Annotated in this window: 4 protein-coding genes; all 4 read right to left on the minus strand. The window is 73.5% G+C overall.

All coding sequences use genetic code 11. From position 1 onward, the window contains the following. Window positions 1-53: 53 nt before the first annotated feature. The 4 genes from POL72_RS00365 to POL72_RS00380 are packed head-to-tail and all read right to left on the minus strand — an operon-like array spanning window position 54 to window position 16,280. A complete protein-coding gene (locus POL72_RS00365) occupies window positions 54-4,790 on the minus strand; it encodes a type I polyketide synthase (protein WP_272092881.1) in 4,737 nt (1,578 codons plus the stop codon). After that, entirely contained in the window at window positions 4,787-9,361 is a 4,575-nt protein-coding gene (locus POL72_RS00370) for a type I polyketide synthase (RefSeq protein ID WP_272092882.1), read from the minus strand. Before POL72_RS00370 ends, POL72_RS00365 begins: the two co-directional genes overlap by 4 nt. Continuing rightward, window positions 9,358-15,108: a type I polyketide synthase gene (locus POL72_RS00375; protein WP_272092883.1), complete on the minus strand. Its 5,751-nt coding sequence runs from the start codon at window positions 15,106-15,108 to the stop codon at window positions 9,358-9,360. The genes POL72_RS00370 and POL72_RS00375 overlap by 4 nt, the downstream gene beginning before the upstream one ends. Then, window positions 15,105-16,280 (minus strand): beta-ketoacyl reductase, encoded by a 1,176-nt coding sequence (locus tag POL72_RS00380; protein WP_272092884.1) that lies wholly within the window; start codon window positions 16,278-16,280, stop codon window positions 15,105-15,107. Before POL72_RS00380 ends, POL72_RS00375 begins: the two co-directional genes overlap by 4 nt. Window positions 16,281-16,312: the final 32 nt, after the last annotated feature.

The following is a 16,312-nucleotide window of genomic DNA, read 5'->3' on the forward strand; positions in this document are numbered from 1 at the left end:
CGGCTCCTCGACGCGGTGTCGTCCTGGGTTCGGCGGATCACTCACCCCACTCCTCATGCGGAAAGCAGGCTCGACAGCTCGCGATCGATGAGCGCCGTCATCTCGTGGTCCGAGAGCTGCTCCACCTCGTCGATCATCTCCGCTCGCAGGGGCGCCTCGGCCTGCTCCGGCGGGGGCGCGGGGGCGCCGTCGCCGAGCAGCAAGGACGCGAGGTGCTCGGTCAGCGCCTCGATGGTCGGGTGGCTGAACACGACCATCGAGGCGAGCGGGCGCCCCACGCCGCGCTGGAGCCGGTTCTTCAGCTCGACCGCCATGAGCGAGTCCATGCCCATGTCGAAGAAACCCCGCTGCGGGGGCGCCTTCTGCGAAGGATCCATGCCCAGCACGCGATCGACCTCGCCCTGCACGAGCTCCGCGACCATCGCCCGTCGGGCCCCCGGCGCGACCTGCGAGAGGCGCGCGTGCAGATCCGGACGAGCCTCCGCCTCGGGCGCGCGCCCCTCCGGCGAGAGCTCGGCGAACAGGGCAGGCACAGCGCCGTGGTCCGCGGGCTCCGCGCGGCGGGATGTGTCGATCGGCAGCACGGCGGCCTGGACCGCGCCGGAGGCGACGAGCCGCTCGAGCCAGCGCAGCCCTTCGGCGGGCGCGATCACGCCCGCGCCCCGCGCTCCGTGCCCGCGCAGCGTCTGCCTCTCGAGCGCCTCGGCGAGCGCCGTCCCCGCCCACGCGCCCCAGTTGATGCTGAGCGCGGGCAACCCCGCGGCGCGGCGGTGGTGCGCGAGGGCATCCAGAAAGGCGTTCGCCGCGGCGTAGTTGCCCTGCCCCTCCACGCCCAGGAGGGACGCGCCCGACGAGAACAGGACGAAGAAGTCGATGTCGAGCGAGCGCGTGCAGAGGTGCAGGTTCCACGCCCCCTCCGCCTTGGGCCGCATGACGCGAGCGAAGCGGTCGGCGCTCTGCTGGAGCAGCACCCCGTCGTCGAGCGCCCCCGCGGCGTGCACAACGCCGCGCAGCGGGCAGCCGCCGGCCGTGAGCGCGGCGAGCGCCTCCCCGAGCGCCGCGGCGTCGGCGACGTCGGCCCGGATCGCCGTGACGCGCGCTCCCTTCGCTTCCAGCGCGCGCAGCGCGGCCTGGGCGCCCTCGTCCGGCTCGTCCGCCCCGAGGATGCAGAGCTGCCGCGCGCCGCGGTCGACCATCCACCGCGCCACGTCGAGCGTCGGCGCGCGGAGCTCACCCGTGAGGAGGTACGCCGCGCCGGGATCGAGCGCCACCTCGCGCGCGCCTTCGCCAGGGGCGCCGCGCACGAGGCGTGCCGCGTAGCGCTGGACCCCTCGCAGGGCGATCTGATCTTCGCCGTCGGACGCGAGCAGGTGGGCCGCCAGCGCGGCCGCTTCGCCGTCCTCGGCCGAAGGTGCCATGTCGACGAGCCCTCCCCATACCTCCGGGTGCTCGAGCGAAAGCACCCGACCGAGGCCCCAGAGCGGCGCCTGCCACGGCGCCGGCACGGCGTCGCCCGGAGCCACCGCGACGGCCCCGCGGCTCACGAGCCAGAGCTTCGGCGGCGGGCTGAGCTCGCTCCTGGCCACCACCTGCACCCAGGCCAGCGCGCGGGTCACGCTCCGCGCGATCGCCGCGGAAAGACCGTCGCCTCCCTCCGGCACAGCGTCGACGCCAGCGAGGTACACGACCCCGCGGACCGGTCCGCGCGCCGCGATCCGGTCCGCCCACCACGCGCCGAGCGCCGCCGCGGAGGCCGGATCCGGGGGCGCCCCGTCCTGCCCCTGCGGATCCGATGCGATCCCCGGGCGAATCCGCGAGCAGGTCGCCCCCTCGGCTTCGAGCGCATCGGCCAGCCGGTCTCCTGTCGTCCCCTCGTCCGCGACCACGACCCAGTGCGCCGGCGCCGGAGGCCGCGAGGGCGAGAGCGGCGCCGGACGCCACTCGGCCTCGTAGAGCCAGTCCGCGGGCGCGGAGCCGAACGAGCCCTCCGTCGCCTCCGGCCGCGACGTCCCCTGGCCGCGCGGCGCCGCGCCGGGGGTCTCGAGCCAGTACCGCTGTCGCTGCCAGGGGTACGTCGGCAGCGCCACGGTGCGGCCGCCCCGAGGGAAGAGCGCTGGCCACGCGACCGTCTGGCCGCGGACGTACAGCTCGCCTGTCGCGCGCAGCAGGCTCTCCCGCTCGTCTTGCCCGCGGCGCAGCGTGGTGACGCTCCGATCCTCGCCGCGCCCCTCGCCGAGGCACTGCCTCAGGTTGACCGCGAGCACCGGGTGCGGGCCGACCTCGACGAAGATCCGGCAGCCGTCCGAAGCCGCGGCCTCCACCGCCTGCGCGAACAGCACCGGCGCCCGGATGCCCCGAGCAAAGTACCCGGAATCGAGCGACTCGCCCTCGATCTGCGCGCCTGTCACCGTGCTGTACATCGCGATCGCCGCCCGGCGCGGCGCGAGCCGCCCCAGCGCGCGCGCGAGCTCGCCTTCCAGCGGCGCCATCTGCGGGCTGTGGAACGCGTAGTTCACGCGCAGCATCCGGCAGAGCACGCCCTGCCCTCGGAGCCGCTCCAGGAGATCCTCGAGCGGCGCGGCCTCTCCGGAGAGCACCACCGAGCCGGGATCGTTGATCGCCGCGATCGAAAGCCGGCCCTCGCAGCCCTGGAGGGCGCGCGCCCCGTCCTCGGGGCCGAGCGCGACCGAGGCCATCTTCCCGAGCCCCGTCGCCTTCTGCATGACGCGTCCGCGCAGGCAGACGAGCCGCACCGCCTCCTCGAGGCTCAGCGCTCCGGCCACGTAGGCCGCCGCCGCCTCGCCGACGCTGTGGCCCACCACCGCGTCCGGGGTGACGCCCCACGACCTCAGCAGATCCGACAGAGCGACCTGGATCGCGAACAAGGCAGGCTGCGCGACCTCGGTCTCGTTCAGGCGCGAGCTCGCCTCCGGCGCGGCGAGCGCCTCGAGCAACGAGAAGCCCGCGTGCCGCTGGACGAGCGCGTCGCAGGCCTCGATCGCGGCGCGGAACACGGGCTCCTCGGCGAGGAGCGAGCGCCCCATCCCGACCCACTGGGAGCCCTGCCCCGAGAAGACGAAGGCGACGCGGCCCAGCCCCCCCGGAGGCACCGTGCCGCTGACCGCGCCCGCCGGCGGCTCACCCTGCTCGAACGCGGAGAGCGCCGCGGCCACCTCCGCTCGGCCGCGCCCTACCACGGCCAGCCGGTGCTCGTGGTGACCGCGCCGCGCGCTCGCCGTGTACGCGATGTCGTGCAGGCGCGCCCCGCCCTCCTGGGACGCCTCGGCGACCAGGGCCTCGCGGTACAGCCTCGCGAGAGCCGAGAGCGCCTCCGGGCTCCTCGCCGACAGCGGCAGGAGGTAGCTCGACGCCTCCTGCGCGTCCGCCGCAGGCGCCAGCGCGGGCGCTTCTTCCACGATGACATGCGCGTTCGTCCCGCTCAGCCCGAACGAGCTCACGCCCGCGAGCCGCGGCTTCTCTCCGCGCTTCCAGGGGACGGGCGCCGTGGGGATGGTGAAGGGCGTCCCTTCCAGCGTGATCCGGGGGTTCAGCGCCCTGAAGTGCAGGTTCCGCGGGACGATCTCGCGCTCCAGGCAGAGCACCGCCTTGATCAACCCTGCCACGCCGGCCGCCGCCTCGAGGTGTCCGATGTTGGTCTTCACCGCGCCGAGGACGCACGTCGAGCCGTCCGCGTGCGGCGCTCCGAGCACGGCCTTGAGCGCCTCGAGCTCGATCGGATCGCCGAGCGACGTCCCCGTCCCGTGCGTCTCGACGTACCCGAGCGACGAGGCCGCCGTCCGCGCGTTCTCGAGGGCCTTGTGCAGCAGCGCCTTCTGCGACAGCACGTTGGGCGCCGTCATGCCGGTGGACCGGCCGTCCTGGTTCACCGCCGATCCGCGGATCAGGGCGAGGACCGGGTCGCCGTCGCGCTGCGCGTCCGACAGGCGCTTCAGCACGATCATCCCGCACCCCTCTCCACGCACGAAGCCGTTCGCCCCGGCGTCGAACACCTTGCAGCGGCCGTCCGGCGAGAGCACCTGGCTCCTCGCCAGGAGCCGCATCGGCGTGGCCGAGAGGATGAGGTTCACGCCGCCGGCCAGGGCCAGCGCGCTGTCGCCGCTCCGCAGGCTCTGGCAGGCGAGGTGAACCGCCACCAGCGAGGACGAGCAGGCCGTGTCGACGATCATGCTCGGCCCCTGGAACCCGAACGCATAGGACAGCCTGCCCGCCGCGAAGCAGTGTCCCGTCCCGGTGACCGTATAGAAGTCACCCGATTCGGAGATGCTGGCGCCGCTGAGCTCGGCGTAATCGGTCATCGACGTGCCGACAAAGACGCCGACCCGGCCGCCGAACAGCTCCTCCGGGACCTGTCCGGCGCGCTCCAGCGCCTCCCACGCGACCTCGAGCAGGAGCCGCTGCTGCGGGTCCATCGCCCGCGCCTCCCGGGGAGCGATACCGAAGAAGGCCGCATCGAAGAGGCCGACGTCCTCCTTCAAGAACGCGCCCCAGCGCGCCGCCCTCGCCCCGGGATCGGCGGAATCAGCGGCGGAGGCGCCCAGGCGAAAGCGCTCGCTGGGCACCTCGGCGACCGCGTCCGCGCCCCGCTCCAGCAGCCGGAAGAACGCCTCTGGGCTGGTCGCACCCCCCGGGAAGCGGCATCCGACGCCGATGATCGCGATCGGCTCGGCCGTCGCTCGCCGCGTCGCCTCGAGCTCGGCCTCCAGCTCGCCGAGCTTGACCATCGCCTTGCGCAGGCGCGCCCGGTACTCCTCCAGCAGGGCCGTGGTCATCCTTTGCGTCCCCTCTCGATCCTGCTCATCGATGCGTCGAAGGCCGCGAGCAGATCGTCGTCCGAGGCATGGACCTCGAGGGCCGCGTCGGCCGGCGGCGAGCGGTCGAGAGGCCCGGCTTTCGCGTCCGGGCTCGGTGAATCGACGGGATCGAGCTCGATGGCGAGCTGCTCCGAGAGCGCGGCGACCGTCGGATAGGTCCATATCAGCGTCGCCGAGAGCCTGAGCCCGAGCGCGGACTCGAGGCCGTTGCGCAGCTCGAGGCCCATGATCGAGTCGAACCCGAGCGTCCTGAAGGGCGTCCGCGCGTCGACGCGGGCGCCGTCGATCCGCAGCGCCGCGGCCACCTGCTCGCGCACGAGCTTCTCGACCCTCCGCCGGCGCTCGTCCGGCGCCGCTTCGCGGAGCGCGCGCACGAGCGCGGCGATCTGCGGCGCGGCGGCGCGGGCTCCAGCCGCGGCGGCGCGGGCCTCCGCCACGATCGAGGACAGGCGCTCCGAGGAGGCCACCAGAGGGTGGAGGTCGACCCAGTGCCGCGCGTCGAAGTGCACGACGCCCATCTGCGCGCGATCCACGGAGAGCAGGCGGAGGAAGAGCTCCTTGCCCTCCTCGGGCGTGATGCTGCGCCACCCTCGCTGCGTCATGCGCCCCTCGCGCTCGGCCGTGATCCCCATGCCGACGCCGGCGAAGAGCCCCCAGTTGATGCTCAACGCAGGCAGCCCGCGGCGCCGGCGATGGTGGGCCAGCGCGTCCAGAAAGACGTTCGCGGCCACGTAGTTCCCGATGCCAGGCGGGCCGAAGAGCGACGCCGACGACGAGTAGAGGACGAAGAAATCGAGCGGCGCGTCTTGCGTCGCCGCATGAAGGTTCCACGCGCCGAGCACCTTCGGCGCGAACACCTTGCGGAAGCGCTCCATGTCCTGGTTGATGAGGAGCCCGTCATCCAGCACGCCGGCGGTGTGGAGCACGCCGCGGAGCTCTGGCAGGCGCGCCCTCACGTCGCGCACGAGCGCGGCGAGCTCCGCCGGATCGGCGACGTCGGCCTTCGCCACCGTCACTTCGACGCCGGTCGACTCCAGGGCGGCGATCGCCGCGGCCTGCGCGTCCGAGGTCACCCCCTGCCGCCCCACGAGCACGAGGTGCTTCGCTCCCGCGTCCGAGAGCCACTTCGCGGCGAGCAGGCCGAGGCCCCCCAGGCCGCCGGTGATCAGGTACGTGGCGTCGGCGCGAACGGCAGGCCGCGCGCCGCCCTGCTCCGCCCCGCGCACCTCCTCATCGGACAGCCGCGACAGCGCGCCGACGTAGCGGCGCTCGGCCCGCAGCGCGACCTCCTCTTCCCATCGCTCCGAGAGGATCTCTCGAACCAGGGCCTCGGCCTCGCCCGCGGAGCCCGCGGGGTCCAGGTCGATGCGCGTGCACCGGAGCTCGGGGTGCTCGAGGGCGACGGTGCGCCCGAGGCCCCAGAGCGGCGCGTGCGCGACCGCGACGTCGCGGGGCTCGCCGTCGATCGCCTGCGTCCCCCGCGAGACGAGGAAGAGGCGCGGCATATCGCGAAAGCCTGCGCGGGCGAGCGCCTGCACGATGTGCAGCGCGCAGCCGGAGCCGCGCGTCTGCGCGGCGTCGAGGGACGCCGCGGTGATCGGCTCCGGCGCGGGGCCGTCGAGGCTCCCCAGATGGATCACGCCGCGGCGGGGGGCATTGCCAGGAAAGGCGTCGCGCAGCAGGGAATCGAAGCTTGCCGGAGCCGCTGGATCCAGCGTGCAGCCGCGCTCGTTGCCCTGCTGCGGGCCCTGCAGCCCGGCGCGCACCACCGTCTCTCCACGCGCCTCGAGGAGCGACTGCACCTCGCTCGCCAGCCCCGCTTCGCCCGAGAGGAGCAGCCAGGACCCGTTCGACGCCGGCACCTCCGGCGCGGCCTGCAGCTCCGCGCGCCGCCACCTCTGCAGGAGGAACGGCGAGGCTTCCCCGGCGCCCCGCGGCCCTGGACGGCCCCCGGACGAGCGCTCGACATCGACCCAGTAGCGCTCCCGCAGCCACGGATAGGTCGGCAGCACGACGACGCGGCCCTCCGGATGGATCCGCTGGAAGTCCACGACGCCCCCGTGGGCGTAGAGCGCGCCGAGCGCCTGGAGCAAGCTCCGCCGCTCGTCGGCGTGCCGCCGCAGCGAGGCGATCACCGCCCCTTTCCGCTTCCTTTCGCGCAGGGTCTCGTCGATGGCCGGCGCGAGGATGGGATGGGGGCTCACCTCGAGGAACACCGTGGTGCCGCCTTCGATCGAAGCGTGCGTCGCGCGCTCGAGCAGCAGGGGGCCGCAGAGGCTCCTCGCCCAGTACGCCGCGCCGAGCTCCTCTCCGTGCGCGAGCTCTCCCGTCACCGTCGAGCGCATCGACAGGCTCGCCCTCTTCGGAGCGATCCCGCGCAGCGCGGCGGAGAGCTCCGCGCCCAGCGCCTCTCTCTTCTCCGTCGGGAGCTCGGGCAGGATCGTGGCGTCCTTCCCGCTCACCTGGCGGAGCAGCCGGCTCCACCGGCAGATGATCCGCGCGGCGTCCTCCAGCGTGAGCGCTCCGGCGACATGCGCCGCGGCCACTTCGCCCGCGCCGTGCCCCAGGATCGCCCAGGGCTCGACGCCCCACGATCGCCACAGCGCCGCGAGCGCTACCTGGAGGGCGAACAGCGCAGGCTGGCCGACGTCGATCGGATCGAGCCGCGCGCTCCGCTCATCGGCGCAGATCGCGTCCAGGACCGAGAAGCCCGCGTCGCGCTGGATCACGGCGTCGCACGCCTCGATCATGTTGCGGAAGGCGGGCTCCTCGTCGAGGAGCGTTCGTCCCATGCCTGCCCATTGAGAGCCGTGGCCCGAGAAGAGGAACACGACCCGGGCAGGCCCCTCGATCGGCGCCTCGCCCCGCGCCGCGCCGGCTCCGAGCGCCCCGCGGGCGAACGCATCGAGCGCCTCGCGCATCTCCCTGTGCGTGTCCGCGACGATCGCGAGCCGCTGCGCGAAGTGGGCGCGCCCGACGCCCGCGGTGTAGCAGACGTCGGAGAGCCGCTCCGCGGGGTGCTGTTCGAGGTGCGCGGCGTAGCGCAGGGCCAGGGCCTCGAGCGCCTCCGGCTGCTTGGCCGACAGGCAAAGGAGGTGCGGTGGGCGCTCCGCCGAGGGCGCCTCCTCCGCCGTCGCCGGCGCCTCTTCCAGCACGGCATGCGCGTTGGTCCCCCCGAAGCCAAACGAGCTGACGCCGGCGATGCGCCGCCCGACAGAGACCTCCCAGGCGGTCCGCTGCGTCGGGACGGACGCCGGGATGTCGTCGAGCGTGATGTGAGGGCTGAGCTCCTTGAGGTGCAGGTGGGGCGGGATCTCGCGGTGCTGGAAGGCGAGCGCCACCTTCATCAAGCCGGCGATGCCCGCCGCCGACTCGAGGTGCCCCAGGTTGGTCTTGACCGATCCGAGCCAGAGCGGCTGCTCCGGTGAGCGCCCGTGGCGCAGCGCCGCCCGGAGCGCGCCCACCTCGACCGGATCGCCGAGCGACGTGCCGGTTCCGTGCACCTCGACGTAGCTCACCTCCGCGGGCGAAACGCCGCCGCTCGCGAGCGCGCGGCGGATGACCGCCTCCTGGGCCGGGCCGTTCGGAGCGGTGAGCCCGCCGCTGCGCCCGTCGTGGTTGACCGCCGAGCCCCGGACGACGGCGAGGATGGGGCTCCTGTTGGCGAGCGCGTCGGAGAGGCGCTCGAGCACGAGGACACCGCACCCCTCGCCGCGCACGTAGCCGTCGGCCGCGGCGTCGAACGTCTTGCAGCGGCCGTCCGGGGCCATCATGCGCAGCTGCGAGACGGCGACGGTGGAGAGCGGCGAGGTGATGAGGTTCACCCCCCCGGCGAGCGCCACGCGGCACTCACCGCTGCGCAGGCTCTGGCAGGCCAGGTGGATCGCGACGAGCGACGACGAGCAGGCGGTGTCGATCGCGATGCAGGGCCCGTGCAGGCCGAGCACGTAGGAAAGACGACCTGCGGCGACGCTGAACATGGTGCCGGTCGGCAGGTATGCGTCGATCCGGGTCGGATCTCCGCCGCCGATGCAGAGCTGCGCGTAGTCGGTGTTGCTGATCCCGACGAACACGCCCGTCTCGGTGCCCGCGAGCTGGTCCGGCGCGCGGCCGGCGCGCTCCAGCGCCTCCCAGGCGACCTCCAGGAGCAGGCGCTGCTGCGGATCGACGCTCGCGGCCTCGCGCGGCGCGATCTCGAAGAACGCAGCGTCGAAGCGATCGATGCCGTCGAGGAAGCCGCCTTGGCGGGTGTACATCTTCCCCGGCGTCCCGGGGTCGGGGTCGTAGTAGGCGTCGACGTCCCAGCGCTCGGGCGGGACCTCGCGGATCGCGTCCGTGCCGTCGCGCAGCAGCCGCCAGAACGCCTCGGGGTCGTCGGCGCCCGGGAAGCGGCAGGCCATGCCGACGATGGCGATGGGCTCGGTGCGGGCGCGCTGCAGGGCCTCGTAGCGGGCGCGCATCTCCCGGAGCTCGAGGGTCGCCTCCTTGAGGAGCCCGCGGTAATCGATGCGATCGACCGGAGTGCTCATGTGCTCAGCCTGAGAGTCCGCATCGCGGCGAGCTCCTCCGCGAGCGCGGCGGCCATCTGCTCTTCCGAAAGAGCGTCGAGATCGGCCGCGGCCTCCGGCGGAGGCGGCCCGGCTCCCCGTGGCTTCGCATCGCGCCCGTCCGACCCGACCTCGGGCCCGAGCAGCTCCTCCGCGACCCTCCGTGAGAGCGCCTCGAGCGTCGGATAGTCGATGAGGAGCGTCGCGGAGAAGCGACGGCCGGTGGAGCGCTCGACGAGGTTCCGGAGCTCGACCGCCATCAACGAGTCGAGGCCGAGCTCGCGGAGCGGGCGGCGCGGATCGATGGGGTCCAAGGGTTCGAGCTTCATGATCTTCACCACCAGCGAGCGGACGTGCTCCACCACCATCGCGGAGCGCGCCCGCGGGGGCGCCTCGGACAGGTGGCGCCACAGGCCATCCTCCTCGCCGGCCGCGGGCGCCGGCTCGCGAGGCGCGCCTTCGACCTCGAGGCGCTCGAACAGCGGCCGCCGCCGCATCGCCTCCTGGATCGCCTTGAAGACGCGAAGGTCGACCCGGGCTACCACCGCCTGCGCGACGTCGCCTCCGGCGAGGCGCTCCAGCATCGCGAGGGCGTCTCCAGGCGAGAGGGCAGTGATCCCGATCCGCTCGAGCTCCGCCAGGAGCTCGGGCGAGGCCATGCCTCCGTCCGCCCAGGGCCCCCAGTTCACGCTGACGTAGGGCCGGCCCTCGCGCCGGCGCGCGTGCGCCAGGGCGTCCAGAAAGGCGTTGGCCGCGGCGTAGTGCGCCATCCCCGCCGAGCCCCAGACGGACGCGATCGACGAGAACGAGACGAAGAAGTCGAGGGGCGCGCCGCGCGCGAGCCGATCGAGGAGCCACGCGCCCCTCACCTTGGCGCGGAGCACCGCCTCGACGGCGCCCTCGTCGAGCGCCGGGATCGGCCGTGTGTCCGCGAAGCCCGCGGCGTGCACGATGCCGCGCAGCGGGAGCTCCTCTGCGCGCAGCGACGCGAAGAGCTCGGTCATCCGCGCTTCGTCCCCCACGTCGGCGGCGATCACCCGCACGCTCGTCCCCTCCACCTCGAGGGCGCGGACGGCAGAGATCGCCGGCTGGAGCGGGTGATCCGGCGGCAGATCGGCCCACATGTCGCGCGGCGGCAGCCCGCGGCGTCCGACCAGCGTGAGGTGCCTCGCGCCGCGCGCGAAGAGCCATCGCGCCACCGCGAGGCCGAGCGCGCCGAGCCCGCCCGTGATCAGGTAGATCGCGTCGGCTCTCACCTCGACCTGCGGCGCCTCCTGGACGGCTTGCCGCGCGAGCCGGGCGACATGACGCTGGCCGCCCCGGAAGGCGATCTGATCCTCGCCGTCGGGGCGCTCGATGACGTCGAGCAGCAGCGCCGCGTCGGCGTCGGACGCCTCCGGCGCCAGATCCAGGAGCCCGCCCCACTGCTCGGGGTATTCGAGCGCCGCCACCCGCCCGAGCCCCCATACCGGCGCCGCAGCGATCGCCGGACCTGCGCCGGAGACCGGCTGCGCGCCGCGCGTGACGGCCCAGAGCCGGGCGGAGCGAGCCTCCGGCACGTCCGCGAGCGCCTGGATCGACGCGAGCAGGCTCACGCAGCCCATCGCTTGCGCCGCGTCGAGCGCCTCCGTCGAGGCTGGCTCCGCCGTCCCCGCGTCGAGGCTCCCGAGGTGCAGGAGCCCGCGGAGAGGTCGATCGTCCCTATGCGCCGCGTCCCGGAGGATCTCCGCGAGCCGCTCGCAGCGCGCGGCGTCGCTCGGACGGACGAGATCGCAGCGCTCGCCCTTCGCCTCCAGCAAGCTCGCGAGGCGGGCGCCCACACCCCCGCGATCGGCGACGACGAGCCACGAGCCCGGGCTCTCCGACGCGGGCCGCGGCGATGCCGCGCGGTACTCCAGCGGCGACCACTCGACCGCGTACACCCCAGCGTCGAGCGAGGCTTCGGCCCGCGCGCCGGCGGAGAGCGGGTGGAGCGCGCCGTTCTCGAGCGCGGCGGGCATCTCCTCACCCCAGGCCGCCGCGGCATACGGGAGCGGCGCGCTCATCCGGCCCCGGGCGGCGCGGGAGACGTGCTCTGCGCGCGCGTAGCCGTCCTTGCGCAGGACCAGGAGGACGTAGCTCACGAGCTTCTTTTCGAGCATCCGGCCGAGGTTCGCGTACGACCGGAAGCTCTGGAGGACGAGCGGATCGAGCCCCGGACCGACCTCGGCGAAGCGCTCTTCCAGGCGCTCGTCGTGGAAGAAGTTCCCGACCTCGCGGCTGACGTCCACGCACTCGGCCACGCTGAGCCGGTAGCGCGCGAACAGGTCGCACCACTCGTCCCGGGTCACGAGGTACGACGACGTCTCCTCGTGCACGATGGACGACGCGCCGTTGGAGACGAAGTCCGCCATCACGACGAAGCCGCCCTGCTGGAGGTGCCGGCTGACGTTCGCGAAGAGCGCGTCTTTGTCCGCGATGTGCGCGGCCACCTCGAACCCGAGGATCACGTCGTACTGCGACGGGAAGTCGTGCCGCGTGCTGTCGCAGTTGAAGATTTTCACGCGATCTTCGAGCCTGCGGGCGCGGAGCTTTCGATGACCGATCCGGGCCTGCTCCGGGGAGATCGTGTAGCCGTGGAGCTCGAGGTGCGGGTGCTGCTCCGCGAGCGCGATGAGATCCGCGGCGTGGCCGCACCCGAAGTCGAGCACCTTGGAGCAGGAAAGGAAATCGACGTGCCGGAACGCGACCTGCCGCATTTCGCGCTGGGCGGCGCTGACGCGCGCGAAATCCGCCGCGTGCATTCGCGGGCGAGCCATGGTCCGGAGCCAGGAGAACTCCGGAACAGCCTCTCGGAACGGCGGGAAGGTGAGGTAGGCCTGCTCGAGCGAATCCCTCTCGGGCGCGTCGCCCGCGTCCACCGTGGAGAGCGCATCGTAGTAGCGGGCAACCGACGTATCGGCGCTGGCCGGCGCGACCGCGCCGTTCTTGGTGACGGAAGGCGGGTCGATCCAGCATCGACGGCGCTGGAAGGGGTACGTGGGCAGCACGAGCTTGCGCCGGGCCCGGTCGCGGTCGAAGCCCGCGAAGTCCACCTTCGCGCCTCGCACGTACAGCGCCCCAAGGCTCTCCAGCATCTGCGCGCAATCCGAGCGCTTCGGCCGCAACGACGGCAGCCAAACCCCTACCCCCTCTGGCACGCATCGCCGTCCCATCGCCGAGAGCACAGGGCTCGGCCCCACCTCCACGAACGCTTCCGCTCCAGCCTCCTGCAGCGCCCGTATCCCCTCCATGAACCGCACAGGCGCCCGCACATGCCTCGACCAGTACGACGCCTGCGTCACTTCCTCGCCCGCCGCTCTCCCCGTCACGTTTGCGATCAGCTTCCGCTGCGGTAGCCCAAGCTTCACCTTCGACGCCGCCCGCTCGAACGCCTCCACCATCGGCCCCATCAGCGGCGAGTGGAACGCGTGCGATACGTTCAGCCAACGGCTCTTGACCCCGCGCGCCTCTAACGCCTCCACCACCGCCGTCACCGCCCCGCGCGCCCCCGACACCACCGTCTCCAACGGCCCGTTCACCGCCGCGACCGACACCTCCGCCGCGTACGGACTCACCGCCTCTGCCACCGTCGCCTCGTCCGCGAACAGCGCCGCCATCGCTCCCTGCTTCGGCAGCGCCTGCATCAGACGCCCCCGCATCGCGATGAGCTCGAGCCCCTGCTCCAGCCCCATCACCCCCGCAACGCACGCCGCCACGTACTCGCCCACGCTGTGCCCAAGCACCGCAATCGGCTCTATCCCCCACGCCTTCCACTGCGCGCTCAGCGCATACTCCACCGCGAACAGCGCGGGTTGCGTGTACCCCGTCTCGTCCAGCGGGCTCGCCTGCCCCTCCGACGGATACAGCACTTCGATCAGCGGCCTCTCCAGGTGCCCACGCAACAGCGCGTCGCACTCCTCGATCGCCCGCCGGAACACAGGCTCTGTCGCGAACAGCTCTCGCCCCATCCCCACGTATTGCGAGCCCTGGCCCGTGAACAGGAACGCCACGCGAGGCCCCTCCGCCCGCTCCACCCGCCCCTGCTCCGCCTGCTCCGCTGGCTCGCCACGCGCCAACGCACTGAGCCGCTCCTGCATCTGGGCCCGGGACGACGCCACCACCGACAGCCGGTGCGCGAAGTGCGCTCTGCCCGTGTGCGCCGTGAAGCCCACGTCCCCGAGCTTCTCGTCCGGGTGCGACCCGAGGTGCTCCGCGTACCGCCCCGCCAGTGCGCGCAACGCCTCCTCCCGCTTCGCCGAGATGCACAGCAGCTGCGCCGGACGCTCCGCTCCGGCCTCCTTCACCTCCGGCCGTTCCGGCGCCTCTTCCAGCACCACGTGCGCGTTGATCCCGCTCATTCCGAACGAGCTCACCCCTGCTACGCGCCGCTCGCCTTTCGCCGAAGGCCACCGCGTCCGCTCCATCGGCACCCGCACCGGCAGCTCCGACCACGCCACGTGCGGGCTCGGCTGCCGCAGGTGCGGCTGCGCGGGCAGCTCTCCGTGCTGCATCGCCAGCGCCACCTTCAGCACCCCCGCCACCCCCGCCGCCGCCTCCAGGTGCCCGATGTTCGCCTTGACCGCTCCCACCCACAGCGGCCGCTCCGGCGAGCGACCCGGCCCGAACACCTCACCCAGCGCGTTCAGCTCGATCGGGTCCCCGAGCGACGTGCCCGTGCCATGCGCCTCGACGTAGCTCACCTGCGACGCTTCCACCCCCGCGGCCTCCAGCGCCCGCCGGATCAGCGCCCGCTGCGCCACCCCGTTGGGCACCGTCAGCCCACCGCTCGGCCCGTCATGGTTGACCGCCGAGCCTCGGAGGATCGCGAGGACGTTGTCGCCGTCCGCCAGCGCATCCGACAGGCGCTTGAGCACCACCACCCCGCACCCCTCGCCCCGGCCGTAGCCGTCCGCAGACGCGTCGAACGTCTTGCACCGACCGTCCGGCGCGAGCGCCCGGAGCCGCGAGAGCGCGGCCCATGGATCGGGCGACAGCATCAAGCTCGCGCCGCCCGCGAGGGCCACGCGGCACTCGCCGTTTCGCAGGCTCTGGCAGGCCAGATGGATCGCCACGAGCGACGACGAGCACGCGGTGGTCACCACCATCGAAGGGCCCTGCAGGCCGAGCACATACGAGAGGCGGCCCGCGGCAAAGCTGAACTCGTTCCCGCTCGCGGCGTACCCGTCGCTCCCGCCGCGCGTCTGCGCCGCGCTGATCAGGTGGGCGTAGTCGTTGCTCATCATCCCGATGAACACGCCGGTCGAGCTCCCGAACAGGGCGTCCGGGGATTGCCCTGCCCGCTCGAGCGCCTCCCAGCTCACCTCGAGCAGCAGGCGCTGCTGGGGATCGAGGCTCTGCGCCTCGCGCGGCGAGATCCCGAAGAAGGATGGATCGAACTGGTCGACGGAGCGCAGGAAGCTGCCCCGGCGGGTGTAGCTCTTGCCCGGCTGCTGCGGGTCTGGATCGAAGAACCCCTCCACGTCCCACCGGTCGGAGGGGATGTCGCTCGTGGCGTCCACGCCCTCGCGGAGCAGCTCCCAGAAGGCCTCCGGGCTGTCGGCGCCGAGCGGCATGCGGCAGCTCGTCCCGATCACGGCGACGGGCTCGGTCCGCGCGCGCTCGACGGACGCGAGCCGCGCCTCCAGCTCCTCGATGACGACGAGCGCGCGGAGCAGCGCCGTGCTTTGGTCCTGCTTGCTCTGGCTCACTTCAACCTCTTCTTGATCGCATCGAGCTTCTCCAGCAGGAGCTCCGAGAGCTCGCCCTCGGACATCTCCTTCAGCCTCTCGATCCGCGCTCCCCTCTCGTCGGTCGCGGGGGCGGGCACGGCCGCGGAAGGCGCCGGGGCGACCGGGATCGCGAGCACCTCGTCGGCCAGGTAGCCGGTCAGCGCCTCGACCGTCGGGTAGTCGAACAGCAGCGTCGAGGGGAGCGCGCGGCCCACGTGGCGCTGGAGGCGGCCTCGGAGCTCGACGGCCATCAGCGAGTCGAGCCCCAGATCGAAGAGCCGCTGCCGGATCTCGAGCGGGTGCGCGGGCCCGAGCCCGAGGATCGCGGCGACCTGCTCCTTCACGAAGGCGTCGATCAACCCGCGGCGCGCGGGCGCCGGAGCCTCCGCGAGCCTTCGGCGGAGATCTTCGCGATCCGCGCCGGCCGCGCCGTCGCGGCGATCCTCGCGAACGAGCTCGGCCAGCACGGGCGGCGCTCCGGCAGGGTGCTGCTCGAGGTCCAGCGACCACCGGGTGACAGGCAGCACCGCGGCCTGGGTCGCGCCCTCGGCCAGGAGCCGCTCGAGCCACCTGAGCCCCTCCGCCGGCGGGATCGCTCCCACGCCGCGGGTCCCCTGACGTCGCTGCGCGGACGCCTTCACCCCGCCCGCCATCCCGGCGCCGGCCCAGGCGCCCCAGTTGATGCTGAGCCCCACGAGCCCCAGGGCCCGCCGGTGGTGCGAAAGGGCGTCGAGGAAGGCGTTCGCCGCCGCGTAGTTGCCTTGCCCGGCCGCCCCCAGCAGCGACGCGCCCGAGGAGAAGAGCACGAACAGATCGAGATCGAGCGCCCGCGTGCGGCGGTGCAGGTTCCACGCGCCCGCGATCTTCGGCGCCATCACCCGCGCGAGGCGCTCCGCGCTCTGCTGCTCCAGCACGCCGTCGTCGAGCACGCCGGCGGCGTGCACCACGCCGCGCAGCGGAAGACCGCTGGCGGAGATCGCGTCCAGCACCCGGCCGAGCGCCGCGTCGTCGGCCACGTCCGCCTGCATCGGTACGACCTCTGCTCCCGCCTCTGCGAGCTCGCGCAGCGCGGCCTGCACCGGCTCCAGCGGCTCGCGCCGCCCGACGAGGTAAAGCCGCCGCGCGCCGCGCTCGACCATCCACCGCGCCACGTGCAGGCCGAGCGCGCCGAGGCCGCCGGTGA

The sequence above is a fragment of the Sorangium aterium genome, from assembly GCF_028368935.1.
GTDB lineage: Bacteria > Myxococcota_A > Polyangia > Polyangiales > Polyangiaceae > Sorangium > Sorangium atrum.

Bases quoted from the DNA above. Each gene is read 5' to 3' on its own strand.
- POL72_RS00365 (WP_272092881.1), bottom strand. From the start codon at position 4,790: ATGACCACGGCCCTGCTGGAGGAGTACCGGGCGCGCCTGCGCAAGGCG.
- POL72_RS00370 (WP_272092882.1), bottom strand. From the start codon at position 9,361: ATGAGCACTCCGGTCGATCGCATCGATTACCGCGGGCTCCTCAAGGAG.